The organism is Acinetobacter sp. S4400-12 (assembly GCF_024129495.1).
GTDB classification, from domain to species: domain Bacteria; phylum Pseudomonadota; class Gammaproteobacteria; order Pseudomonadales; family Moraxellaceae; genus Acinetobacter; species Acinetobacter lwoffii_C.
On the sequence record NZ_JAMXYB010000001.1, the window covers coordinates 250,792 to 276,847 of the forward strand.

The following is a 26,056-nucleotide window of genomic DNA, read 5'->3' on the forward strand; positions in this document are numbered from 1 at the left end:
AGGTGAAAAGACCGCTTATGGCAGCTGGTCCTCGTCTTCAAATTCAGGTTTGACTTGTACAATAAAGTCCTGACGATTCAGACCACGCCATAGCGCAAAAGCTGTCCCGATATAGATCGATGAATAGGTACCGACAAAGACCCCGATAAACATTGCAATTGAGAACCATTTCAGACCTTCACCCCCCATGACCATCATGGCCACGACCACCAGTAATAGGGTCATGGAGGTGTGGATAGTACGGCGCAAGGTTTCAGTCAGGGCAATGTTGATGATCTCGAGCGGTTCGGCACCGCGAATTTTGCGGAAGTTTTCACGGATACGGTCCGACACTACGATGTTATCGTTCAGTGAGAAACCAATAATCGCAAGAAGCGCTGCCAGAACAGTCAGGTCAAATGGCCATGACATCATCGCAAAAATACCAATGGTCACGATGATGTCATGGAACAGGGACAGGACGGCACCCATCGCCAGCTTGAACTCAAAGCGGATGGTGACATAAACCAGCATCAGCAGGAGCGCAAGGGCAACTGCACCGCCGGAACGCACATACAGCTCGTTACCAACCTGTCCGCCGACCACATCGACCTTCGGCACTTCTGCTGCATTATTTGGCAATTGCACGGCAGAGGTGATGGCTTTGGTCAGGTCTTCCGCTTCAATATCTTCCTGCACCGGCATACGTACCATCAGGTCACGTTCAGACCCTAGGGTCTGCACCACTGCATCATTAAAGCCAGCCTGAGCCAGTGCTTTGGATACCTCGGTCGGTTTTACAGGATTGGTATAGTTCAGTTCAGCTGCTATACCGCCGGTAAAGTCCAGACCCAGATTTAAACCTTTGGTCACAATAAAGAAGATACTAGCTACCGTCAGAATGATTGAAAATACTGCCGCAGGCAGTGCAATCTTCATAAACGGGATAATGCGTTCGTCTTCCGGGCGACCGTACTGTTTTTGATTCAGTTGAGTATTTTCAGTCATCAGTGATCTCCTTAAATGCTCAACTTTTTCAAGTTACGTTTTTTGCCATAGATCAGCTGAACAATGGCACGGGTTACCGTAATGGCGGTAAACATCGAGCAGACAATACCGATCATCAGAGTCACGGCAAAGCCTTTGATCGGACCAGTACCAATCGCGAACAGGATAAATGCCACCAGGAAGGTGGTGAGGTTCGAGTCGAAAATGGTGTTATAGGCCCGGTCATAACCAGCCACAATCGCCTGTTTGGGCGAGGCCCCCCATTTAAGTTCTTCCCGTATCCGTTCACAGATCAGGACGTTGGCATCGACCGCCATACCAATGGTAATCACGATACCTGCAATACCCGGCAGGGTAAGAGACGCACCAATCCAGGACATGACCGTAAGGATCATAGCCAGGTTAAAGATCAGGGCAAAGTTGGCAATCACACCAAACAGACGGAAGAACACCACCATCCAGATTGCGACCAGAATGAAACCGATCTGCGTAGATAATACGCCTTTGTCGATGTTTTCCTGACCAAGACTTGGACCAATCACACGTTCTTCAACAAAATACATGGGCGCAGCCAAAGCACCAGCACGTAACATCAAGGCCAGTTCAGCTGCTTCTTGTGGTGAATCCAGACCGGTAATACGGAACTGTGAACCCAGTACGGCCTGAATGGTGGCGGCATTAATTACCACAGATTCGGTATATGGCGTACGTACTTCAGTCTGGGTACCAGTTGCAGGGTCTTCGACATAACTGATGCGCTGTTTATTTTCAATGAACAGTACTGCCATGCGCTTGCCGACTGCATTACGGGTCGCATCGGCCATCAGCTTGCCACCCGCGCTGTCCAAGGTAATATTGACCTCAGCACCACCAGTGTCCTGGCTAAAACCGCTTGAGGCATTCTGAACACGCTCACCGGTCAAAATACGGTTACGATTCAGCAATAACTGACGCCCACTGTCCAGCGATTCATAAGCAAAAGCTTCGGTTCCCGGTGGCGGAGTGCCATTTAATTGGCCGGTATATGGGTCGATTGACTGATCATTCAGATCAGACACCAGACGGAATTCCAGATTCGCAGTACGACCCAGAACACGTTTGGCCTCAGCCGTATCCTGTACACCTGGAAGCTCGACCACAATACGGTTGCTGCCTTGGGTTTGTACCAATGCTTCTGCTACACCGAGTTCATTAATACGGTTACGTAAGGTGGTTAAGTTCTGGTTAACAGCATATGACTCAATTTCCTGCTTACGCGTGTCTGTATAGTTCAAACGTAAAGTTGAGCCTGAGTCGGTGGCTACAGCTTGCGGGCTAAACTCATTCCCATTGCGACGCAAGAAATCCATGACCGCAGAACGGTCATCATTGTTGGCAAACTGCACCACAATGGTATTGTTGCTTAAAGAAAGGCTGTTGAATTTCAGGTTATTGTCACGCAGTTGACGACGCAGGTCGGCAGCTGAAGTTTCCATCCGCTGGGCAATGGCTTTGTCCATATCCACTTCAAGCAGGAAGTGTACACCACCACGCAAGTCCAGGCCGAGCTTCATTGGCTTGGCACCAATTTTTTGTAGCCATTCTGGTGTGGTCGGGGCCAGGTTCAAGGCCACCACATATCCATCACCCAAACCACGGCGCAATGCTTCTTTGGCTTTGAGCTGGGTTTCACTTGAATCTACGCGTAAGAGGGCGGCATTGTTACTAAAGCTATTGTCATGAGTTGCAATATTTTCAGTGCTTAAAATCTGCTCTGCTTTTTGTATGATGCCTGCGTCAATTTGAGTACCGGCTTTGGCACCCGAAATCTGTACAGCAGGTTCATCTGGATACAAACTTGGCAGGGCATATAAGGTACTGATCACCAGGACAACCAGGATCAGTACATATTTCCATGCTGGGTAACGCATTCGTTTTCTTCTTAAAATGAAAAAAGTCGTGCGGGTGGCACGACTGTTTTTTGATTAAATGTTATTTAAAGTACCTTCAGGCAGCACTGAGATCACACTCGCACGCTGAACTTTAACTTCTACGCCACGGCTTAATTCAACTACTGCAAATTCACCTTCAATTTTGGTGATCTTGCCCATTAAACCGCCAGCGAATACCACTTCGCTGCCTACTCCAAGGCTGTCAACTAGGGCGCGGTGCTCTTTGGCACGTTTGGACTGTGGACGCCAGATCAGAAAGTAGAAGATTGCAATAAAAACCGCAATCATCAGGATGTTAGCCATCATACTTGGTTGTTGTGCGGCTCCACCTGCAGCGTGCGCAGTCGAAATAAAAAGGCTCATTTCATTTTCCTAAAATAAAAAACTGGTGATCAACTCGGTAATAAATTGACATATTCTTGCAATTTACCTTGTCTTTTTCTTCAGCGCAAATGCTGAAAGATTAATCTTGTGGACAAGGTGGAACTTCCAGGCCGCGACGGGCATAAAAGTCCTGTACAAATTCATCAAAAGTTCCATGGTCGAGCGCATTACGGATATCTTCAGTAAAACGCTGGTAATAACGCAGGTTATGGATGGTGCCCAGCATAGAGCCCAGCATTTCTCCGCATTTTTCCAGATGGAACAGATAAGAACGGGTAAAGTTTTGACAGGTATAGCAGTCACAATGTGGATCCAGCGGGCTTTGATCATGACGATATTTACTGTTGCGAATTCGTACCAGACCATCTGTCACAAAATAATGGCCATTACGTGCATTACGGGTTGGCATGACACAGTCAAACATGTCGACACCACGGCGGATGCCTTCCACAATATCCTCCGGCTTGCCGACACCCATCAGGTAACGCGGTTTGTCTTCCGGCATTTTGACCGGAAGATAATCCAGGACCTTGATCATTTCTTCTTTCGGTTCGCCGACAGACAGGCCGCCAATCGCATAACCGTCAAAACCAATTTCTAACAGGCCTTGTAAGGATTCATCACGCAGGTCTTCATACATGCCGCCCTGAATAATGCCGAACAGGGCATTGGTATTGTTCAGGTGATTGTGATGATGTTCCTTACAGCGCTTGGCCCAGCGTAAAGACAGTTGCAAGGATTTTTGTGCCTCTTCATGCGTTGCAGGATAAGGGGTACATTCATCAAAAATCATCACAATGTCAGAATTCAGCACCTGTTGAATTTCCATTGAAATTTCAGGAGAAATAAAGACTTTTGAACCATCAATGGGAGAACGGAAAGTAACGCCTTTTTCTTCAATCTTGCGCATTGCGCCTAGACTAAAGACCTGGAAACCGCCAGAATCGGTCAAAATCGGCTTGTCCCATTTCATGAAACCGTGCAGGCCGCCATGCGCTTTAATGACATCCAGGCCAGGACGCAGATACAGGTGGAAGGTATTGCCGAGGATAATCTGGGCTTTAATGCCTTCCACATCACGTGGCAACATACCTTTGACCGTACCATAAGTACCGACTGGCATAAATACGGGAGTTTCCACCACACCGTGTTCAAGCGTTAAACGACCACGACGGGCACGGCCCGACTGACCTAATTTTTCAAACTTCATAGGAGTTCCACATCGAGGCGAAAAAACAGTTCGCTGATTGTTAATATAAATAAAAGGCGCTATTTTCCTTGATTCCGGCCTGAAACGCCAGCATTCCAGAGTTTCAACTCTGTAATTTTATTTGTAAATGATTAAAGTGAAGTTTCAAATATAAATAAAATATCCTTAATTCCTGGCTTTTTTCTGCTTGCCGTCAGCCAGAGAAAACATGCTTGAGTGAAGGGTACAATTAATGAAAATTCGGACGATAGTCAAAATTTTGACTGACGTTCTGGTCGCGAAAAGGACGTACCGCTTTTTTTCTCAGCAGCATGTCATTGATCATATTGTGCGGAAAAATCTGGATCTGATTATTAAACAGCTCGACATTGCGGTTATAAATGGTGATCGCAGCACCGACATTTTCATTCTGTTCTTCAATTTCATTCATCATTTTCAGATAAATTTCATTGGCTTTGAGTTCCGGATAATTTTCAATCACCACATTCAGGCTGCGCATCAGTTCTTTATTCAGGCTTTCAATGCGTTGTAGCTGGGCAATATCGGCATCTTTCATGTTCAGGTTCATGATGTTCTGGCGCAGTTCGGTCACTTTTTCCAGAGTACCTTTTTCAAAGCTGGAATACTGTTCGACCAGAGGGTGCAGGCCATCCAGGATTTTAATTTTCTGGCGCTCATAACTGGCCACATCGGCCCAGGCACGAATGGTCGAGTTGTGATGACGGACAATATTGTTACGGATCATGATGATCGCGACAATCGCAGCGACCATGATCAGGCAAAAAATCAAAAAGCCCATGCGTAGCTCCCCCTTAAAGTTAAAATAATTATTTTAAAAACTGTAGTAAGTCGTGTTGTAACTTTTCTAGTTCGGTTAATTTAAACGTTCTCAGATGCCCACGCAATGCTGGAATATCGTTAATTTTATCGTGTTTGCTCGATGCCTGAAACAGATTGTGGGGTCCTAGGTAGCAGAGCAGCCGACTTTCCGGGTGAAACATTAAGTCTCCCTGACGCCCTTCAAAAAAGTCAGCCAGTCTGAGTACAAAACCTGGGGTGTAGAGTTTGGCCATCTGCAGCGGGTCACTACCATAAAAGCTCAATTTCTGGTTAGTGCGAATATCACTACTGTGCCAAGGGTAGGTAAAAGGATAATAAAATTTCTTTCGGGCTGTGGTGACTGCCAGTCCCTGAGTTTGAATGTCAAACACAAATACTCCCCACAGATCTTTATGTACTTCGGTCAGTTTGATCGGCTGGCCTTCTTTGTCCCGTACCTGGACTTCATGCACATAATGATATTGAAAGAGCAGCACCTGATGCTGCTGACCATCTTCATCTTCCCAGACGGTGCTGGCATAACGCTGTATATCATTCCTCAGGGAACCCTGGTTAAAGACCGGAAACTGGCGCTTTAAATGACTGATGAAATGCAGGGGATTCAGCGCAATAGAAATATGCTGTGGTTGTTGTTGAAAAGCCAGCTGATATTTTTTTGCAATCGCCGCCTCTTCCAGATAGCGAATGACGTCATCCAGCGGCTTACGGTGTTCATAACTGATATAGGCACCGAACAGCAGCAGGCAACCTAAAAATACACAGCTTTGAACCCAGATATTTTCAGGTGCGATAAACACACCCATGATTAAAAAAATACTGATTCCACCCAAGACAAGTGGCAGGTTATTTTCAAATTTTAAAGTGATTGGGCCATTCCAGGGATGCAAGCCATCTAGTAGTTCCTGATAGCTTTTAGCCTGATGGCCCAAGTGCCAGAGCCGTGCAATATTGTGAAGCACCACTTTATTCTTCTTGCGTCGAATATGAATGGAATGCTGCACAGAGTCGATCGGCATCGGGAAGCTTCCTGCTTTATTCGGCTTGATCAATCAGCATGGCATCGCCATAACTGAAGAAGCGATATTGGCTGGCCACCGCATGCTGATAAGCCTTCAGGATATGGTCACGGCTGGATAATGCCGATACCAGCATCAGCAGGGTAGATTCCGGCAAATGGAAGTTGCTAATCAGGCGGTCGACCACTTTGAACTCATAACCGGGATAGATAAAAATCTGGGTATCGCCAGTCCAGCCTTTCAATTCACCACCATTGGCCTGAGCCGCACTTTCAGTGGCCCGGGTGGCAGTGGTTCCCACGGCAATCACTTTATTGCCACGCGCTTTGGTGGCTTTAATTAACGCCATGGATTCATCTGAAACCTGACACCATTCACTGTGCATGATGTGATTTTCAATATTATCAGTGCGTACGGGCAGGAAGGTACCTGCACCGACATGCAAAGTTACAAAAGTCTTTTGAATGCCTTTTTCTTCCAGCTTTTTCAATAAGTTGACATCGAAGTGCAAAGAAGCAGTGGGTGCCGCAACACTGGCCAGTTTGGTCGGATCATTAAATACAGTCTGATACCGCTCGCTATCAATCTCTTCCGCTTCACGGTTGAAATAAGGCGGAATCGGCAGGGCGCCGTATTGATCTAATACTTCTAGAATCGGCTGAGAGAATTCGACAATAAACAGGTTCTCATGACGTCCCTGAACCGTGACTTTAATAGCATCCGGTCCAATAAACAGTTCTGCACCAGCTTTAGGCGTATTACTGGCCTTGATATGACAGTGGGCAACCAACTGGTCTATCATCCGTTCGACCAGCACTTCAACAGCGCCACCTGACGCGCGTTTTCCTTTCAGGCGCGCTTTCATGACCTTGGTGTCATTCAGAACCAACAGATCTCCTTCATTCAGCAAATCCAGAATATCGGTGAACTGGTGATCGTGATATTGGCCTTGTGCATCCAGATGCAGGAGGCGAGAGGCACTGCGTTGTTCCAGCGGGTAACGGGCAATCAGCTCATCGGGGAGATCGAAACTAAAATCAGAAAGTTGCATGACAATTTACGATAAAAAAACTACGGCTAGTATAAACTTTTTTCTTTTTTGTGGCGGGAATTGCCCGATTATAAAACAAAAAAATGCTAATTGTTTTAAAATTAAGCAAATGTGTTTTTTTCTGCGTTGACAAGTTTTCGAATCGGAGTAATATAGCCGACATCCACTCCCGAGGTGGTGAAATTGGTAGACGCGGCGGACTCAAAATCCGCTGTCAGAGATGACGTGTCGGTTCGAGTCCGACCCTCGGGACCACAGATTTATAATTATATGCCAACTAATGGCAAATAAGCTTCGAAAGCCCTGATAATTCAGGGCTTTGTTGTTTCTACACACCAACACATGCCTATACACATCTCAATGTTTTAAAGATACGATTAAAGATACAGAACATCTTTTAATTTTTATATCTTTATCATGGCAAAAATCGTCAAACCTCTCACTGATACAAAGTGTGCTTCTGCAAAGCCAAAAGTAAATGCTCAGGGAAAATCCATTGTTAATAAACTAGCGGATGGTAATGGTCTGTATCTAATTGTTAGACCAACTGGTACCAAAACTTGGCAGTTCATCTATGGGCGTAAGCAATACTTGAATGACAAAGGCAAACCAACCGATGGCGTAATCACGATTGGTGATTATTCTAAAGCAGGCGTGAAAGGCGTTCTTGTCTCATTGGATGATGCTCGTGAGAGAAGAAAGTTCTATCTATCTCAGATTGCAAACGGTATTGATCCTATCGACTTTATGAAAGTTGAAGAAGATAAGCTAAATGACAGCTTTGATTTTGAGAGCATTACAAGGCAGTGGCATCTTGCATATGCTCAGTCATCGGGTAGCCAAGAATCTACGATTGCTAAATCTTTAAGAAACTTTGAAATGTATGTATTTCCATTGATCGGGGAGCGGTTAGTGGATTCGATTAAGCCGCGTGATTTGAGCAAGGTATTAGAACATATTGAGAAAACAGGCTTTAGCGAGGTCTACGATAAAGTTAAGCGTAGGCTTGCTGCTATCTTTGCCTATGCCGTCAGTAAAGGTTATATCGAACAAAGCCCCGCTATTCATCTAAAAGGTTCACTTGCTCAGAAAAGAGAAGAAAAACACTATCCTAAGTTGCCACTGGATAGATTGCCAGAGTTTTTCGCACGGTTAAAAAATGATACAGGTAATCCCCTAACCAAACTTTACACTGAATTTGCATTGCATACTTTTGCGCGATCAAGCGAAATGATGTTTGCCCGTTGGTCTGAGTTTGACCTTGAAAAAGGTATATGGACAATTCCCGCAACACGTACGCCTGTTGATGGATGTAAAAATTCACATCGTGGTGCCAAGATGCGTAAAGAGCATATTGTACCTTTGTCACGTCAAGTTAAGAGCCTTCTTAAGGAGATTAGGCTTTACAGCGGTGTGAGCAATCATGTCTTCCCAGCCGATCATGACCTAAACAAATTCATTAGCGAAAATACTGTTAATAAGACCTTAAAGCGAATGAAGTACAACACTGAAACAGATGTTTGTTTACATGGTTTTAGGGGTATGGCACGCGGTGCATTGGGCTTAAGTGGTTTATTTGACCGCGATGCTATCGAAAGACAGATGAGTCACAAGAGTGACAACGAAGTAGAGTGGGCGTATACGCACCATATTGATTTTATGGAAGAGCGCAAGATTCTGATGGAGTGGTGGAGCGAATATCTTGAGATCAACCACGCGCAATATATTTCGCCACAGGAATTTCGAGAAAGCTTGTTGAACGATGCTCGTAATGGAGTACAGAGTTTCAAGTATGGAAAACTCATCAAGTTTCAAATGGCGATGCTTAAGGCGGGTTGATCGAGAAGTATAATAGTTGAGCGGTTGTTCAGATTTCTACTCTAGATAAACTTTCATCTCACTATACTAAATATGTGCTTGAAACAAATTTAGGAAAGTTGCTATGCAATCTCAAACTTCTCAATCTCTTCAGAAATTTAGACTCTCAATGAATCATACTTGTGAGTTGTTGGATATTTCGCGGGAGGGGTTACGTAAGTTAATGATCAGTGACCCTTCTTTTCCCCGTGGATTTAAGAGCAATCCAGATTCAAGGCAATCGAAGGTGTTCTTCGATTACTCATCTATTCTCAATTGGTATGAGAATCAAAAGAAGATCAACCAAATTTGATTTTTAAATCTCGGGTACTTCAGTCCAATTGAGCTGAAGTACCAAAGCACTCAACTTCAAAAGCTCGTTAATGTCTGCTTAGTGACTAGGCGTTCTCAAATTTGAAAGAGTGTGAAAAGAAACATCTTACCCGATGGCATACAGCCGAATCACCTAAATGTCCCAAGACATACGGTTGAATGGCTAGGTACGGAAACCTTGCTAGGAAAAATACAAGTAAGTTATGTGTACTCCCCCCCGTAGGAATCACACTTAACTTGAAGCAAGTTTAACTTGCCCCCCCCACACACATTACAAGGGATGATCCCACCCCCTTTCCAGATTCAAAATTTGATAATTAAAAGCTAAGACAAACTTTGATCTTTGGCTGGCTTTTTATTATCGAATACGGACGATATAAAACATGATGAATACTCAAAACTTTGAATTGCTCGCTGAGCAACAATTAGAGCAGATGATGGATGATTTGCTCGAATCAACAATTGATTACGGCTTCGATGAAAGTTTGTTCTCGAATTCACCTAAAAGATCATTTCAGTACAGCACAATATTCTATAATGAAAATGGTTTTGTTTGGATTGCTAATCCTTTCGGTTGTGAATCAACTTTCAAAAGCGGTGGTGCACTCGAACTGGAAAAAAGCCTAGCTGAGTCCATCAAGGAAAAAGACGAATCAAAGTCTGTAAAGCCGAAAGCCACGGGATTTGAAATGACTACTTCCTCATCGTTTGATGAGGTAAAGGCAAATTTGGAGGAGTATCAAAAATCTCTAACGCCTGCCGTTCAGGAGGCTGAAGAAGAAGAAGTTAAAATCTATGGTGACATCAATACTGAAGCCTTCCTTGCGACAAGGTTTGATGCAGTCATTGATTGGTTGGATCTCAAATTTACAGTTGATCCGAAAGTTTGGGAGCATTGCGGGAGTAGTGGTGCTCGTCGTCACATCAAAGCCTTCTTCACACGTCATACAGGGGTTAGACATTATGTGGCTAAGAGCAGTGAGGTAATTCAAGATGGAGCGTCATTTACCATTCGCCTGCATGATGTAGAAAATCGTAAGTCATTAAAGCTCATTACAACTCTGCTAACAAATCAGTATGGGTGTAAAGTCGAAGATATGGGTATTGAAGCGATTGAATTATCGCTAGATTGCTATGATGCTCGAAATTCAGCCTTACTAATTGCGTTACATAAGTCGTTAAAGTACCCAACAGTCGTGAATCGAATGCGTGTTTATAAGACTAGAGGTACGGTAAGAGAAGTTCCAGAATCACCGCATGAGTTATATATGCTGTTAGAAGATGGCTATAACTTAGCAACGGGCGATCATCGTGGAGAAGAGTTTTGCACTAGAATGTATATTAAGCGAACTGATAAGAATGGAACACCATTGCCATCGAGTCAGCATCGTTTAAGGGCTGAGGTCACTCTTCGTAAAACGTTTTTTGAAAAAGCCAAGATTGATTGCGGTTTGGATAATCTACCTCTGATGATTACTCATGGTTTTAAACAATTAACTTTCACTAAGTTGAGCAATAGAGCGACGGAAGCTTACCGTAAAAACTATCGTGATTTAGTTCAGCCATTCGGTCAAGAGCAACCAATTGTTAAAAGTTCAAGCAAACATAAACGTCTTTTATCGGACGAGATTGAAAGCTATGGATTACTAAATGAGCGCAAGAGATTAGAGGTCAAAGCTTTGGCTGATAAATTCCGAGTGCGCAAAAATCGGTGATTTTTAGTGAGTGAGTGATTTGGTTCAAGCCCTTTAAATCAAAGGGTTTGGGCTGAGTTTTAAGAATAAAAGTCTTCTAATAACATTAGGTATTACTATTACCTTAATATTAACCACTACAATTACAAAAACTACGAAAATTTCCACCAATCGGTTTGCCTCCGCTGCCGCTACGCCAAACCTCATCCTCAAACCCTGATCGAATATTTAATTGTTACCCAAGCTCGATTTTGCCTCCGCTACCGCTTCGCAAAATCTCACACCCTAATCCAAGATCATCAAGCTCCGAGCTGTACTACTGTGACCAATAATTTTAGCGAATAAAATTTGAGTGATGTCCTAGGTGAAAAAACAAACAATCTATGTGTTGCAGTTGTCGATCGGCGGTTCCTAGCAATATCCTTATACAAAGGATAGATGCTTTAGGTTTTTGAGAACCGCAAATCATGAAATTACTCTTCGTCAGTTTCCTCAGTCTCTTCGATTAAATCATGCGGTTGGGTTTTGCTGTTATTAAGTTGTTCGATTGATTTTTTCAAATGTTCAGCATTGGCTTGAGTTGCTAGTAAATACTCGGTTTCGTCCATCTCCTAGCACCCTAAGTTAATATTTGTTTAAAGTTAATTTAACACTATTCTAGCGTTTTTTAATTAAAGTGGTAATACGAGTCGGTTTAGTGTTTAGGCGCGCTTAGAACGCAAATGGTGAGCTTCTATAGCTATATAGTTTAACGTTTCTACGCGCATATTAGTTGTGCGGTTGTTGCAGTAAATTTTCTATAATAGTAAGTCAGTGCTGACTTTGTGTAAGTTGTTGTTTTGTAAAATATATGTCTAATTTTGATGTCTTTTGCTAAGTTTTCGGTCTTTTGAGAGTGATGAATAATGAAAAGCAAGAAATGCCCGATTAAGTTTGACGTAGGTATTACGGAATTGGCATTCAAACTGCTGTGTATGATTGACATTGATAAGTATATTCAACAGAGCGAAGCCGCTAACGAAGAAGGTCTAAAGTTAATGGCAGAAATATCAGTCACTGAATATGGTCAAGTGATGGGGATACAGGATTTCTCATTAGCTGGAGAGCAGTTAAGTATGGCTGCAAAGCAATTGTTAGATGCTCATGTTTGGGTTGAAAATGATTTTACGACAGGTAGAGGTTTCATCAAGTTCATTGACGAATATAGTATTTATATAGAAGATGGGCCACAGTTTATTCAAATCATGCCTTCTATACCTGGACGATGTTGGTTAAGCGAGAATAAAAAATGGTTTTATGATCAATATGTAGAGCTTGCTTCGGCACGGTTTGTGAAAACAACCTCAATCATCAAGCGGTTTTTAGATGACTCCAATGAATAGTCTTTGGATTTTTATTAATTTTTACCTAAGATAAGACCCAAATTGCACATATTGAGCTTTGGGTCATGTCGTCTTTCTTCGATTTAATCAACACATATAGAACAACAGCAAAAACAGAACGAGAAAAAGGCACTTACTTTGAGTTGCTTTGTATCAAATACTTTGAAAATGAGCCTTACTATGCCGACTTGTTTAGCAAAGTACAGACTTACACTGTGTGGGCTAAAGAACAAGAACTATCGGGTAAAGATACAGGCATTGACTTAGTTGCAACGACCAAAGACGGCGAATTTCATGCCATTCAATGTAAACTCTACGATGCCGATCGTAAGGTCACCAAGGCTGAAATTGACAGCTTCCTAGCTGCGGCATCTAAAACCTACTTTAAACGCCGTATCATCGTCAGCACGACACACGAATGGTCAGACAATGCTTTGGCGACTTTGGAAAACCAAGACCCGCCTGTAACCAAGATTGATTTGGACACGCTAGCGCAGAGTGCGATTGATTGGTCTTTATTTGCGGAAAAGAAAGAAGTTACATTCAAGCCGAAGAAAGAACTACGTGATCATCAAAAAGCAGCCTTGGTAAACGTAAAGGCTGGCTTGTACGAACAAAAGCTTGAGCGTGGCAAGCTTATTATGGCTTGCGGTACAGGTAAGACCTTTACAAGTTTGAAGATCGCCGAAGAATGTGCGGGCAAAGGCAAACGTGTTTTGTTCCTTGTGCCAAGTTTATCCTTGCTTTCCCAGACACTGACAGAGTGGACACAAGAGTCGGCTACGCCGTTGCATAGCTATGCGGTCTGTTCAGATACAGAGGTCGGCAAGAAGAAAAATGCCACGGCGATTGATGCAGTGACAACGCTTGAGCATGAGCTTCAATATCCTGCGACGACGGATGCGAAAAAACTCGCTGAGAACGTAGAGAAGCATCACGACGATGAACACATGACGGTCGTATTCTCGACTTACCACTCAATTAATACCGTCAGCGATGCGCAAAACGAGCATCAGATGCACGAGTTTGACCTCATCATCTGTGATGAGGCACACCGCACAACTGGCGCAACGCATGATAGCGAAGATGATTCAAACTTCGTGAAAATCCACGATGGCGGTTTCATTCTTGGCAAGAAACGCCTGTACATGACCGCAACACCGCGTATCTTCTCGGATGATGTGAAAGATAAGGCAACCGACTTTACTTTATATTCTATGGATAACGAGAAGCTGTTTGGTGAGACGCTTTACACCATTAACTTCTCAGAGGCGGTTAAGCGTGGTCTGTTGGTTGATTACAAGGTCATTGTTCTCACGGTTGATTCGGACACCATCATCAATAAGATCGGCAGCACCATCACCGAGAACAGTGAAATCGTGGTGGATGATGCAGCACGTATCGTTGGTTGTTGGAAAGCATTATCTAAGCAAGGTATTCACTCGGACGTTGAAGAAGACACGGCACCGATGCAACGTGCCTTGGCATTCTGTCAAGTAATTGAACAGTCGGAGAAAGCGCGTAAGCACCAAGTCAGCTCAACACGTATTGCTAACATCTTCCAAACCGTCGTAGAAGCTTACCAAGAAGCAGAAGCTAAAGAAGGCAATGAAATCTCACATCGTTTGATTTGCGAAGCACAGCACGTCGACGGCGCAATGGGGGCGGATAAGAAAGAACAGAAGCTTAACTGGCTGAAAGCAACGCCTGAGCCTCAGTTTGATGAAAACGGCGTAGAACGTCCAATTTGTCGTGTTTTAAGTAATGTGCGCTGTTTGTCCGAGGGTGTAGACGTACCTGCCTTGGATTCAGTGCTCTTCCTAACACCACGTAATTCTCAAGTGGATGTGGTGCAGTCTGTCGGGCGTGTCATGCGCCTTGCACCGAACAAAAAGTGTGGTTATGTGATTCTTCCTGTCGTGATTCCACCAGGTGTTGACCCCAACAAAGCATTAGACGACAACCTAACCTATAAAGTGGTTTGGCAAGTGCTGAATGCGCTTCGCTCGCACGATGACCGTTTCGATGCCATGATTAATAAAATGGATTTAACGGGCATTGATCGCTCGAAAATGGAAGTGATTGCTATCACCGACAAAGTAGCGGCGAAAGCGAAGAAGAAATCAGCGGGTAAAGGCGGTACAACGATTGGTACAGCCAAGAAAAAGACCAAGAAAGAAGAACTTGAGGATGCACAACAGTCCTTTAGTTTTGAATCGGGTGAGATTGAGCGTGCTATTGTTGCCAAAGTCGTTCAGAAAGTCGGTAATCGTCATCATTGGGAAGATTGGGCAAATGATATTGCCAAGATTGCGCAGACTCACATCAAGCTCATTACAGACATCCTTGCACGTCCTGAATGCGAGAAAGAACGCGCCGTTTTTGAAGAGTTTGCATACGAGATTCGTGATGACTTAAACAATGCGGTATCGGATGCTGAAATCATTGAGATGTTGGCACAGCACTTGATCACCAAGCCTGTTTTTGATGCCTTGTTTGATGAGTATAGCTTTGCTGCTAAAAATCCAATGGCTCAAGCCATGCAAAAGGTTTTGGAGGTTCTCGATCAGCACCAACTCGATAGTGAAACTGAAGCATTACAACGCTTCTATGACAGCGTAAAGCTACGTGCATCGGGTATTGATAGCGCAGAGGGCAAACAGAAGATCATTGTTGAGTTATATGACAAGTTCTTCCGTAATGCCTTCCCTCGTATGACCGAACGCCTTGGTATTGTTTATACGCCTGTTGAGGTGGTGGACTTCATCTTGCACAGTGTTAACGATGTATTAAAGCAAGAGTTTGGAAAGAGCTTTGCGGATGAAGGTGTGCATGTGCTTGATCCATTTACGGGTACGGGGACGTTTATTTCTCGCCTATTACAAAGTGGTTTGATTCCATCGGACAAGTTGGTCTATAAATATAAAAATGAAATTCATGCCAATGAACTTGTATTGCTCGCTTACTACATTGCAGCCATTAATATTGAAGCGGTTTATCACAGCCAAATCATTGATGATTACACGCCGTTTGAAGGGATTTGTTTAACCGATACTTTCCAAATGTATGAAAAAGAGGATTTGGTTGATCAAGTGCTTGTAGACAATAGCGCACGCCGTAAGCGTCAGAAGTCACTTGATATTCAAGTCATCATTGGTAATCCTCCATATTCTGCGGGTCAAGAGTCTATTAATGATAATAATGCAAATATTAGATACCCAGCATTAGATGAAAAAATTCGTCAAACTTATGCTCATCGTTCTATAGCTACAAATAAGAACTCTCTTTACGACTCATATATTCGAGCAATCCGTTGGGCGAGTGATCGAATTTCTGCTCAAGGTGTGATTGGTTTTGTAACGAATGCAGGTTGGATTGATGCAAATACAGCAGATGGATTACGAAAATGTTTAGCTGAAGAATTTAGTAGTCTCTATATTTTCCATTTACGTGGAAATGCACGTACTTCAGGTGAACAACGACGCAAAGAAAAAGATAACGTCTTTGGGCAAGGAACACGTACACCAATTGCTATTTCAATTCTTGTAAAAAACCCTAATGCAGAAAAGCATGGGCAAATCTATTTCCATGATATTGGTGATTACTTAAGTCGTGAGGAAAAGTTAGAGAAGATTGCCAACTTTAAGAGCTTACAGGGTATCAATGACACTAATGGTTGGTTAATAATTACCCCTGATGAACATGGAGATTGGCTTAACCAACGTGATGATAGTTTTTGCGAATTCATGAGTATTGGTGATAAAAAAGATAAAACAAGTCACTCAATTTTCATGACTTATTCAAGTGGTGTCAAAACTAATAGAGATGCCTGGTGTTACAACTATTCAAAAAATGCTTTACACCATAATATTAATCGTACTATTGATTTCTATAACCATGAAGTTAAAAGAGTTAAAGACTTAGATTCTAAACTTTCTATTGAAGAAAAGATCACGATTGATCCAACTCAATTTGCTTGGGGGCGTGCAAATAAATGGGATGTGGAAAAAGAAAAGTCATATAAATTTGATCCAAAAAGTGTACGTTGTTCTACATATAGACCTTACACCAAGAGCTATTTATACCTTCATCGTCAGTTGAATGACATGGTATATAAAATGCCTTCGTATTTTTACGATCAATCAAGTATTAATAAAGTCATATCTTTAACTGGTCTAGGTACACCTAAAGCATTTAGTTGTTTAATTTCAGACTGTGTGCCTGATGTACAGTTACATGCCAATGGTCAATGTTTCCCACTTTATTTTTACGAAGAAGTGAACCAAGATAAAAAAGTAGGTTCAGGCGACTTATTCGACGAATCACTTGACCTAACAGTGACTGAAACCAAATATAAACGTAAAGATGGCATCAGTGACGAAGGTTTACAGCACTTCAAAACGGCATACCCAAGCGAGCAGATCACTAAAGAAGACATCTTCTATTACACCTATGGTTTACTTCATAGCGAAGAATACCGTACCCGCTACGCGGACAACCTCACCAAAGAATTACCACGTATTCCATGCGTAAAGAAAGCTGAGGACTTTTGGGCGTTCTCTAAAGCGGGTCGTGAGCTTGCACATTGGCATCTTAACTACGAAACCGTTGAACCATACAAAGCAACATTGGACACAGGTAGCACGCCGTACAGCCAATTAACCTCTGAAGACTTCTATGTCGAGAAAATGAAGTTTGCAAAGAAAGGTGAAAAAGGTACGGTCGTTTACAACAAGCGCATCACGATCAAGGACATTCCTGTAGAAGCGTATGATTACGTGGTGAATGGTAAGCCTGCACTTGAGTGGGTAATGGAGCGTCAGGGCGTTTCTACGCACAAAGACAGCGGTATCGTAAACGATGCGAATGATTGGGCAATTGAGACCATGAACAACCCAGCGTATCCGCTTGAGTTGTTCTTGCGTGTGATTACAGTCAGCCTTGAAACGATGAAGATTGTGAAGGCTTTGCCGAAGTTGGATATTTAAGTCACATCAGTCTTACTTCATTTGCGGAGTAAGGCTGTATTGCTTATTGATAGAAAAGAATAAAAAGGAAAATTAATGTTAGTTGGCGAAATGTTCTCTGGCGATCCTATGTGGATAGCCCATATACAATTTGACCTATATGGAAAATATGCGAGCCTTGTGTTTGACAAAGCTAGAAAGGAATATTTAAGAGCGGAATGTATACTTGGAATTGATACTGAATTCGGCGGGCAGTTGAGGAAAGTCACTCGCTTTGATCATAGAACAATTCAAGACCTCCATGACGTCATAGCAGGCAAATTTCGCTTTCAGTGGCTTGCTTTAAAAAATCAGCAGTTGGATTTTTTTAAAGAGCCTGAACTTGTGAGTGAAGATGCATCGGCTACTGCTTATCAATGGAAGATTTTCTTGGAATCTGAGCTTGAAACGATCTTCAATGATGCTCCTGATTTGATTAAACAAGTTTGCCTAGCGACTATCTACGTCAATCCTGACAAGCGTGGTTGCGAAGCCGAAGATCGTATCTACGAATATACCCAAAGATATAAAGATTTCTTCAATGACTCAGCAAGTTCATACAATTTGTTGCAAAGCATCAATGAAAAAGAAAAAATCATTGATGGTAAGGATATTTAAAGGCTGAGAAATTTAAGTGATTGTAATTTGACCATTCAATCCGTTAGTAATTTATAGTTAAATTAGTGATTTATCCCTAGGTTGTAGTTGTATAGACCTTTGGAAATAAAGATACCAATGCAGATACAATTGGGTGTTTTGGTTTTTAAATATATTAAAAATCAAATACTAAGATGGTAGATTTGGTTCTGACCCTCGGACCAAAATTCAAAAAACCCAAGCATATTCAGTCTTGGGTTTTTTATTGCCTGAAAATTTTGATTTTGAGTGCAAGTTATTGAATATTTGCAATATTTTTCTGTACCTTAACTGCATAAAACGAGTAAACAACCTTCTTTAAGAAAAGGCACCAAGCAGAATCATCATGCCAGTAGCGAATAAATCTTCTAGCTGCTAATGCTTAAGTCTTGCGCGGCATAAAAGAAGCAGTAAACTCCGCAGGATTCATATGGATAAAAAATTGCGCTGCATCTTCAAAATTACCATATAACCAGTCCTCGCGTAGTTGCTCCGGAATCACAATAATCGAGCGCTTTTCAGCTCCGGGTTTATGGAAGTTTTTCATAAGTGGATGCTGATCAGCATTGATAGTCAGCATAGACATGGAACGAACCTGCTCCCCTTCTAAAGTTGTATTTTCATAGAGGGCAGCGACGGTAAAGGGGAGGCCATCTTTGCGATAAATACCCCAGCGCTGGGCCTTGCCATCTACATATTTGGGTTCATAAATAATCTGCACCGGAATCAGGGCAAACTGGTTGTGATACCACGCGTTTTTGAAACTCGGTTTTTCATCGATAGTTTCAGTTCGGGCGTTGTAGGTCATTCTGCCAGTTTTGAACGTTCTGGCCCATTTCGGAATCATGCCAAATTTGACCGAACGCCATTCAAGCCCTTGGGGGCCAGCAAAGACAAGCGGACAGTCATTCAGCGGATAAATATCTGGCTTAAAGTCAAACTCAGGCGGATCGGGCAGCTTCAGGAGTTGAGCCTGCTCTCTGCTGATGGGACGAAAATTGGCGCACATTGTTTATCTCCTGAATGCGACAAAACACAATTCAAGGGGGCTGAACAGACCCGACTTTATCGGGCTGCTGTGTTGAATAAGCCGACGATTACCGGATCAATACTTCAGAGCTGAGCTAGGTAATCTGATGACTTTATTTTAAGCATAAAAAAGCCCCACGCCTGAAATTCTCCTTTTTATATTGCAACAGAAAAATTCAGGCTTGAGGCAGTTTTGGACTATCGCAATGAATTAAGAGAATTCACCTTGTGAACGTTCTTTGGCCCATTCACGCAGGACAAACTTCTGTAATTTACCAGTGGAGGTTTTTGGAATCTCGGTAATGACCACATCTTTTGGCACTTTAAAACGTGCCAAATGCTCACGACAGAAATTGATAATTTCTTCTTCTGTAACCTGACTGCCCTGTTTTAGTTCAATAAAGGCACATGGGACTTCCTGCCAGCGAGGGTCAGGTTTGGCAACGACTGCTGCGGTTAGTACCGCCGGATGTTGATATAAAACCTCCTCCACTTCTAGGGAAGATATATTTTCACCACCGGAAATAATCACGTCTTTTGAACGGTCCGTGATTTTGGCATAGCCGTCCGGCTGGCACACAGCCAAGTCACCGGTATGGAACCAGCCACCTGCAAAAGCTTCTGCTGTTGCTTCCGGATTTTTTAAATAGCCTTTCATCACAATATTGCCCCGGAACATAATTTCACCCATGGTCTGGCCATCATTCGGCACGGGTTGCATGGTTTCCGGGTCCAGCACTTTCATACCGTCTTGTAGCGGATAAGGCACCCCTTGACGGGAGTGCAGTTGTGCCTGTTCCTGAAGGGACAGTTCTGACCAGCCCGCTTGCGAAGCACATAGCGCTGATGGACCGTAGGTTTCAGTCAGGCCATACACATGCGTCACATTAATCCCAATATTACGCATACCTTCAATAATTGCCGCAGGTGGTGCAGCACCTGCCACCATTACTTCAACACGATGCTCAATGTTTACCTTTTTGTCTTCAGGTGTATTGATCAGCATAGACAGGACAATTGGCGCAGCACAGAAGTAGTCCACTTTGTGTTGCTCGATCAGTTTAAAGATCAGTTCCGGATCGACTTTACGCAGACAGATATTGGTTCCGCCGTTTGCTGCCATGGTCCACGCAAAGCACCAGCCATTACAGTGAAATAAAGGCAAAGTCCATAAGTAGGTGGCGCGTGGCGTCATGCCACAGGCAATGATATTGCTGGCCGCATTGATATACGCACCGCGATGGTGATAGACCACACCTTTAGGATTGCCGGTAGTGCCGGATGTATAATTCAGACTGATGGCATCCCATTCATCCTGCGGTAAATGCCACTCAAAATTGGCATCTCCTTCAGCCAGCCAGTCTTCGTACTCAATCTGCCCAATCGGCGTAGTAAAGCGCTCTTCATAATTTTCATCTTCTACATCAATAACGAAAATTTCTTGAGGCACCATGTCCAGGGCTTCTTTGGCCACAGCAGAAAACTCTGGGTCGACCAGCAGCACCTTGGTTTCTGCATGTTCCAGCATAAAGGCCAGAGTTTTGGCATCGAGGCGTGTATTGAGCGTATTCAGTACTGCACCCGCCATCGGCACAGCAAAGTGTGCTTCAATCATGGCTGGAATATTCGGTAACAGGACCGAAACGGTATCATTTTTGCCAATGCCGAGCTTTTGTAATTGATGGGCAAACTGGCGGCAGCGCTGATAAGTTTCACGCCAGCTAATTTCACGCTTGCCATGAATGATGGCATTCTGAGTCGGATAAATATAGGCGGCACGCTCCAGATAACGCAAAGGAGATAACGCAACAAAATTGGCCGGTGTGCGTGGTAATTCGTCATAAGCGCTGACCATTGTTCTACTCCATGAATTTTATTATTACATCCTTTAACAATAGTCATTTTTCAGTATCTCTGACAGTTATGCTTTAGTCGAGTTTTTGTTCATTGTTTTTAAGCTACTGAATTTAATCATAATTATTTTTTGGTTTAATTTTTTTTGAACTATCGGGTTCCTATGTTTGCTTTTTGGGGTATTTTGTTCTAATTGAAAATAAATCCTCATGGTCAAGGAAGAATAATGAAAATAAGACAGGCGGAGGGAAGGTGGCAGAACTGGTCAGGCAGCCAGCAGGCGCGACCGGAAATTATTCAGGTTCAGCATCTCCAGCATTTACAGGATATTGTGAAATCTTCGCCGCAGATTCGTGCTGTCGGTGCAGGACATTCCTTTAGTGCGCTCGCCACCACAGATAATATTTTAGTGAATCTGGATCATTTAAGAGGCGTTGTGGCCTGGGATAAAGTAAACACCCGGGCCACCGTGCAGGCCGGCACACGACTCTATGAATTGGGCAACGATTTAACGCCCTTCAATCAGGCCTTGATCAATCAGGGCGATATAGACCAGCAAAGTCTGGCAGGTGCGATCTCTACCGCGACCCATGGCACAGGAGTCGATTTACCTTGCCTTGCCGCTTTTGTTCAGGGTTTTGAACTACTGACCGCGGACGGTGAGTTGCTACAATGTAATCAACAGCAAAATAATGATATTTTTCAGGCAGGACGGGTAGCACTGGGCAGTTTGGGTGTACTAACCAAAATTACCCTGCAAAACCGCTCCTGTTATAAGTTAAAAGAACAGATCCGGCTATGTAGATTAAAAGAAGTCTTTACCCAGCTTGAACACTGGAAAAATCAGCATCGGCATATTGAGTTCTGGGCTTTCATCCATTCCGACGTGGTGATGCTGAAAACATTGGATGAAACTGATGACGCTATTCAACCTAGAGAGGACGACTGGCCTTCTGAAGATAATTTACTGACTGTATGTTCGGAGTTGACCCGAATTATTCCTGCCTTTAATCCTTATCTACAAAAATTACTCGGTGTTTTTGTCAAACCCAGTTGTTATGTGGACTGGTCCAGCTGGATTTTCCCCACAGCGCGCAATACCAAATTTAATGAGATGGAGTACCAGCTTCCGGCTGATTTGGGGCTGCAATGTCTGGAAGAAGTTTTACAGACCTTAAAACAGCAGCGCGCCCCGATATTTTTTCCGATCGAGTTCCGTTATGTCAAAGGCGATGATATCTGGTTAAGTCCGTTCTATCAGCGTGATTCAGTTTCTATCTCGATTCACCAGTTTTATAAACAGGATTATCAGGCTGTGTTTGCTCTGGTTGAGCCGATTTTACAGAAATATCAGGGACGTCCTCATTGGGGCAAATTACACTCCATGACTGCGACTGGCCTGCGTGAACTTTATCCGAAGTGGGATGAGTTTATGACCTTGCGCCAGCAACTTGACCCGCAGCAAAAGTGGCTAAACCCTTATTTAAAACAATTGTTTTTGACGGAGTAGGAGAGGCAGGATGCAAGCTGTTTATTTTCAGCAGTTGACTCAGGACCTGAAGCAACAGGGCACGGGTACACCACAACTGATTCTGGATTTGGCCCGTTATCACGCCAATCTGGAGATGGTGCAGTCCAAATTGGCTACTGCTCAGCCCAAGCCACGTCTGGTGGTGAAATCTTTGGCCTGTATGCAGTTACTGCAAGTGGCCAGTGAAAAGCTAAAGACTCAGCGTTTTATGGTTTTTCATCTACCACATTTGTCAGACCTACTGAGCAGATTCAAGCAGGCCGACATTTTGCTGGGTAAACCGATGCCCGTTCAGGCAGTCCAGCAGTTTTATCAAAACCGTTCAGATCTAAATGTATCGTATCCACCGACAAATATTCAATGGTTGGTGGATGATCTGGAGCGGCTGCAACAATATCTGCAACTGGCACAGCAGTTAAAGCTGTGTCTTAACATCAACCTTGAAATTGATGTCGGCCTGCATCGGGGTGGTGTAAGTCATCCGGAGCAGTTTAGCGCCTTACTTGAGCTGATTCGGCAACATCCCAACTTTCTCCAGCTTTCCGGCCTGATGGGCTATGATGCCCATGTTGCAAAGCTGCCAAAAGTGCTGAAAAGCCCGAAAAAAAGTTATCAACAATCACAGCAGACTTATCAACGCTATAAAACTATTCTTCAACAGCAGTTTCCTGAGCTGTGGCAGGCAGATCTGTGCTTTAACGGTGGCGGCAGTCCGACTTTTATGCAGCATTGCCAGCAGAGCGTCTGCAATGATCTGGCCTTTGGCTCGATGCTGCTCAAGCCGCGTGATTTCGAGCTGGACCTTCTGTCTGCTTTTCACTGTGCTTTATGGATTGCAGCGCCCATTTTAAAGATATTGCCTTATAGTCAGATTCCGGGGCTGGAGGTGCTGAGTCATCTGCCGCATAGATATAAAGCCGCCTTTATTTATGGCGGCTACTGGCAGGCAGATTATGTTTATCCAGAAAAAAGCCAGCCACATGCCCTGTATGGACGTAGCAGCAATCAGGAAATGGTCCAGATTCCCAAACACTGTGCAGTAAGCGTTGATGATTATGTGTTTTTAAGACCTCAGCAAAGTGAAGCGGTGATTCCGCAGTTTGCCCGACTGTATGCCTATCATGAAGGACGATTGACTGCATGGGAAACTTGTCGGGAATAAGAAAATCCTGCAGCAAAAAAATCAGCCGGAGTCTTTACTATGCTGGAGCGATTTTCGCCCTAAATCTTATTTTTATTGGGGAAAAGGTTTAATCATGTGGCCAAGCCGTGTAAAATTCCAAATGATTTTTTATTTATCCACCGTTTTTATCTTTTGAGGCTTTGCCTCGATCATAATCTCGCGGTGACATGCTCCATGGTACGGGGCATCACTCCTTAAGGATTTTCTATGCCAATTATCACTTTGCCCAATGGCGATCAAAAACAGTTTGATCAAGCCGTATCCGTGATGGACGTTGCTCAAAGAATCGGTCCTGGGCTTGCGAAAAACACGGTTGCAGGTCGTGTGAATGACCGTCTGGTCGATGCGTGTGATCTGATCACTGAAGATGCCACCCTGCAAATCATTACACCTAAAGATGAAGAGGGTGTCGAGATTATCCGCCACTCTTGTGCGCACTTGGTGGGACATGCAGTGAAGCAATTGTTCCCGGAAGCGAAGATGGTAATTGGGCCGGTCATTGAAGAAGGTTTCTACTATGACATCTGGATGCCACGTCCGTTTACACTGGATGATATGGCCGCGATTGAAGAGCGTATGAAAAAGCTCATCGATCAGGACTATGATGTCGTGAAAAAAATGACACCGCGTGATGAAGTGATTGCAGAATTCACTGCACGTGGCGAAGAGTATAAGCTGCGCCTGATTGCAGACATGCCAGAAGAAACCCAGATGGGCTTGTATTATCATCAAGATTATCTGGACATGTGTCGCGGTCCGCACGTTCCCAATACCAAATTCTTAAAATCTTTCAAGCTGACCAAAATTTCAGGCGCTTACTGGCGCGGTGATGCCAAAAACGAACAGTTGCAACGGATTTATGGTACCGCATGGGCTGACAAGAAACAGCTGGCTGCCTATATCAAGCGTATTGAAGAAGCTGAAAAGCGTGATCATCGTAAAATCGGTAAGGCACTGAACCTGTTCCATATGCAGGAAGAAGCACCGGGCATGGTATTCTGGCATCCAAATGGCTGGACCATTTACCAAGTGCTTGAACAGTATATGCGTAAAGTGCAGCAAGACAACGGTTATGAAGAAATCCGTACTCCGCAAGTGGTCGACTTTACGTTGTGGGAAAAATCGGGGCATGCGGCCAACTATGCGGAAAACATGTTTACCACGCATTCTGAAAACCGTAACTATGCTGTAAAGCCGATGAACTGTCCTTGTCACGTACAGGTATTCAACCAGGGGCTGAAATCTTACCGTGATCTTCCAATCCGTCTGGCAGAGTTTGGTTCATGTCATCGTAACGAGCCATCAGGTTCTTTACACGGCATTATGCGTGTTCGTGGTTTTACTCAGGATGATGCACACATTTTCTGTACCAAAGAGCAAATCGGCACAGAAGTTGCAGACTTTATTAAATTGACACTGGATGTATACAAAGACTTTGGTTTTGAAGACGTACAGATGAAGCTGTCCACGCGTCCTGAAAAACGTGTGGGTGAGGATGCACTTTGGGATCTGGCCGAAAAATCTCTGGCAGATGCGTTAGATGCTGCTGGACTGGAATGGGAGCTTCAGCCAGGTGAAGGGGCATTCTATGGTCCGAAGATCGAATTCTCCTTGAAAGACTGCTTAGGTCGTGTATGGCAATGTGGTACGATCCAGTGTGACTTTAACTTGCCAGAGCGCCTTGACGCCTCTTATGTCACTGAAGATAACGACCGAGATCAGCCAGTAATGTTACATCGTGCAATACTTGGCAGTTTTGAGCGTTTTATTGGTATACTCATTGAACACTATGCAGGTTTGATGCCACCTTGGTTGTCACCTGTGCAAGCATGTGTAATGAATATTACCGATTCTCAAGCTGAAGCTTGTGAGTCAGTCGTCGCGAAACTTAAAGAAAACGGAATTCGAGCAATTTCTGACTTGAGAAATGAGAAAATCGGCTTTAAGATTCGTGAACGTACTTTAGAGCGTATTCCATACTTACTGGTACTTGGGGACCGTGAAGTTGAGGAAGGTACAGTAAATGTTCGTACCCGCTCAGGGAAAAATTTGGGTACTATGTCAATCGATACTTTCGTTGACCTAGTAAAAGCAGCCGTAGCCGAACGCGGCCGGTACATTGTGGAGTAACA

General features: G+C 43.7%; 18 protein-coding genes and 1 tRNA gene. 9 read left to right on the plus strand and 10 right to left on the minus strand.

Features of this window, described 5'->3' with window-relative positions; all coding sequences use genetic code 11:
* Nucleotides 1–15: 15 nt before the first annotated feature.
* From secF to queA, 7 genes are all read right to left on the minus strand, one after another.
* A complete protein-coding gene (gene secF, locus NI461_RS01235) occupies nt 16–990 on the minus strand; it encodes a protein translocase subunit SecF (RefSeq protein ID WP_253156298.1) in 975 nt (324 codons plus the stop codon).
* A gap of 8 nt (nt 991–998) precedes the next feature.
* Nucleotides 999–2,897, minus strand: coding sequence for a protein translocase subunit SecD (gene secD, locus NI461_RS01240; protein ID WP_253156244.1), 1,899 nt, complete (start codon nt 2,895–2,897; stop codon nt 999–1,001).
* Between the two features lie 54 nt (nt 2,898–2,951).
* Nucleotides 2,952–3,281, minus strand: a complete 330-nt coding sequence (yajC, locus tag NI461_RS01245) for a preprotein translocase subunit YajC (protein WP_151203683.1) — start codon at nt 3,279–3,281, stop codon at nt 2,952–2,954.
* A gap of 100 nt (nt 3,282–3,381) precedes the next feature.
* Nucleotides 3,382–4,512, minus strand: coding sequence for a tRNA guanosine(34) transglycosylase Tgt (gene tgt / locus NI461_RS01250; protein WP_151203681.1), 1,131 nt, complete (start codon nt 4,510–4,512; stop codon nt 3,382–3,384).
* A gap of 229 nt (nt 4,513–4,741) precedes the next feature.
* Nucleotides 4,742–5,311, minus strand: a complete 570-nt coding sequence (locus NI461_RS01255) for a LemA family protein (protein ID WP_151203679.1) — start codon at nt 5,309–5,311, stop codon at nt 4,742–4,744.
* Nucleotides 5,312–5,339: 28 nt separating this feature from the next.
* Entirely contained in the window at nt 5,340–6,368 is a 1,029-nt protein-coding gene (locus NI461_RS01260; RefSeq protein WP_253156246.1) for a hypothetical protein, read from the minus strand.
* Between the two features lie 16 nt (nt 6,369–6,384).
* Nucleotides 6,385–7,419: a tRNA preQ1(34) S-adenosylmethionine ribosyltransferase-isomerase QueA gene (gene queA / locus NI461_RS01265; RefSeq protein ID WP_151203675.1), complete on the minus strand. Its 1,035-nt coding sequence runs from the start codon at nt 7,417–7,419 to the stop codon at nt 6,385–6,387.
* A gap of 168 nt (nt 7,420–7,587) precedes the next feature.
* Between queA and NI461_RS01270 the strand changes: the two genes are divergently transcribed.
* The 3 genes from NI461_RS01270 to NI461_RS01280 all read left to right on the plus strand — a co-directional run bounded on the left by NI461_RS01270 (nt 7,588) and on the right by NI461_RS01280 (nt 11,324).
* Nucleotides 7,588–7,674: transfer RNA gene (locus tag NI461_RS01270), tRNA-Leu, on the plus strand.
* A gap of 162 nt (nt 7,675–7,836) precedes the next feature.
* On the plus strand, nt 7,837–9,258 hold the full coding sequence (locus tag NI461_RS01275; RefSeq protein WP_253156248.1) for an integrase arm-type DNA-binding domain-containing protein: 1,422 nt from the start codon (nt 7,837–7,839) through the stop codon (nt 9,256–9,258).
* 734 nt (nt 9,259–9,992) lie between these two features.
* Complete coding sequence (locus NI461_RS01280) at nt 9,993–11,324, plus strand: hypothetical protein (protein ID WP_253156250.1); 1,332 nt, start codon at nt 9,993–9,995, stop codon at nt 11,322–11,324.
* A 452-nt stretch (nt 11,325–11,776) separates the two neighbouring features.
* Here NI461_RS01280 and NI461_RS14200 read toward each other — a convergent pair whose 3' ends face one another.
* The gene (locus tag NI461_RS14200) at nt 11,777–11,911 is read right to left on the minus strand and encodes a hypothetical protein (protein WP_257225514.1); all 135 of its coding nucleotides are present in this window, start codon (nt 11,909–11,911) and stop codon (nt 11,777–11,779) included.
* Between the two features lie 297 nt (nt 11,912–12,208).
* Here NI461_RS14200 and NI461_RS01285 point away from each other — a divergent pair, with 297 nt between their 5' ends.
* From NI461_RS01285 to NI461_RS01295, 3 genes are all read left to right on the plus strand, one after another.
* Nucleotides 12,209–12,685, plus strand: coding sequence for a hypothetical protein (locus NI461_RS01285; RefSeq protein ID WP_180083455.1), 477 nt, complete (start codon nt 12,209–12,211; stop codon nt 12,683–12,685).
* 65 nt (nt 12,686–12,750) lie between these two features.
* Entirely contained in the window at nt 12,751–17,673 is a 4,923-nt protein-coding gene (locus NI461_RS01290; RefSeq protein ID WP_253156252.1) for a type ISP restriction/modification enzyme, read from the plus strand.
* A gap of 75 nt (nt 17,674–17,748) precedes the next feature.
* Nucleotides 17,749–18,309, plus strand: a complete 561-nt coding sequence (locus NI461_RS01295) for a hypothetical protein (RefSeq protein ID WP_253156254.1) — start codon at nt 17,749–17,751, stop codon at nt 18,307–18,309.
* Nucleotides 18,310–18,709: 400 nt separating this feature from the next.
* On the opposite strand, the gene NI461_RS01300 is transcribed toward NI461_RS01295, so the two are convergent.
* Both NI461_RS01300 and NI461_RS01305 read right to left on the minus strand, forming a co-directional pair.
* Nucleotides 18,710–19,336 (minus strand): SOS response-associated peptidase, encoded by a 627-nt coding sequence (locus NI461_RS01300; RefSeq protein ID WP_253156256.1) that lies wholly within the window; start codon nt 19,334–19,336, stop codon nt 18,710–18,712.
* Nucleotides 19,337–19,567: 231 nt separating this feature from the next.
* Entirely contained in the window at nt 19,568–21,211 is a 1,644-nt protein-coding gene (locus NI461_RS01305; protein ID WP_253156258.1) for an acyl-CoA synthetase, read from the minus strand.
* Nucleotides 21,212–21,436: 225 nt separating this feature from the next.
* On the opposite strand from NI461_RS01305, the gene NI461_RS01310 reads away from it, so the two are divergent.
* The 3 genes from NI461_RS01310 (at nt 21,437) to thrS (ending at nt 26,054) form a co-directional block, all read left to right on the plus strand.
* Nucleotides 21,437–22,720, plus strand: coding sequence for a D-arabinono-1,4-lactone oxidase (locus tag NI461_RS01310; protein WP_253156260.1), 1,284 nt, complete (start codon nt 21,437–21,439; stop codon nt 22,718–22,720).
* A 10-nt stretch (nt 22,721–22,730) separates the two neighbouring features.
* Nucleotides 22,731–23,903 (plus strand): alanine racemase, encoded by a 1,173-nt coding sequence (locus NI461_RS01315; protein WP_253156262.1) that lies wholly within the window; start codon nt 22,731–22,733, stop codon nt 23,901–23,903.
* 228 nt (nt 23,904–24,131) lie between these two features.
* Complete coding sequence (thrS, locus tag NI461_RS01320; protein ID WP_253156264.1) at nt 24,132–26,054, plus strand: threonine--tRNA ligase; 1,923 nt, start codon at nt 24,132–24,134, stop codon at nt 26,052–26,054.
* Nucleotides 26,055–26,056: the final 2 nt, after the last annotated feature.

Coding starts and splice junctions, on each gene's coding strand:
- secD (WP_253156244.1), bottom strand. CDS start 2,897: ATGCGTTACCCAGCATGGAAATATGTACTGATCCTGGTTGTCCTGGTG.
- yajC (WP_151203683.1), bottom strand. CDS start 3,281: ATGAGCCTTTTTATTTCGACTGCGCACGCTGCAGGTGGAGCCGCACAA.
- tgt (WP_151203681.1), bottom strand. CDS start 4,512: ATGAAGTTTGAAAAATTAGGTCAGTCGGGCCGTGCCCGTCGTGGTCGT.
- NI461_RS01255 (WP_151203679.1), bottom strand. CDS start 5,311: ATGGGCTTTTTGATTTTTTGCCTGATCATGGTCGCTGCGATTGTCGCG.
- NI461_RS01260 (WP_253156246.1), bottom strand. CDS start 6,368: ATGCCGATCGACTCTGTGCAGCATTCCATTCATATTCGACGCAAGAAG.
- queA (WP_151203675.1), bottom strand. CDS start 7,419: ATGCAACTTTCTGATTTTAGTTTCGATCTCCCCGATGAGCTGATTGCC.
- NI461_RS01275 (WP_253156248.1), top strand. CDS start 7,837: ATGGCAAAAATCGTCAAACCTCTCACTGATACAAAGTGTGCTTCTGCA.
- NI461_RS01280 (WP_253156250.1), top strand. CDS start 9,993: ATGATGAATACTCAAAACTTTGAATTGCTCGCTGAGCAACAATTAGAG.
- NI461_RS14200 (WP_257225514.1), bottom strand. CDS start 11,911: ATGGACGAAACCGAGTATTTACTAGCAACTCAAGCCAATGCTGAACAT.
- NI461_RS01285 (WP_180083455.1), top strand. CDS start 12,209: ATGAAAAGCAAGAAATGCCCGATTAAGTTTGACGTAGGTATTACGGAA.
- NI461_RS01290 (WP_253156252.1), top strand. CDS start 12,751: ATGTCGTCTTTCTTCGATTTAATCAACACATATAGAACAACAGCAAAA.
- NI461_RS01295 (WP_253156254.1), top strand. CDS start 17,749: ATGTTAGTTGGCGAAATGTTCTCTGGCGATCCTATGTGGATAGCCCAT.
- NI461_RS01300 (WP_253156256.1), bottom strand. CDS start 19,336: ATGTGCGCCAATTTTCGTCCCATCAGCAGAGAGCAGGCTCAACTCCTG.
- NI461_RS01305 (WP_253156258.1), bottom strand. CDS start 21,211: ATGGTCAGCGCTTATGACGAATTACCACGCACACCGGCCAATTTTGTT.
- NI461_RS01310 (WP_253156260.1), top strand. CDS start 21,437: ATGAAAATAAGACAGGCGGAGGGAAGGTGGCAGAACTGGTCAGGCAGC.
- NI461_RS01315 (WP_253156262.1), top strand. CDS start 22,731: ATGCAAGCTGTTTATTTTCAGCAGTTGACTCAGGACCTGAAGCAACAG.
- thrS (WP_253156264.1), top strand. CDS start 24,132: ATGCCAATTATCACTTTGCCCAATGGCGATCAAAAACAGTTTGATCAA.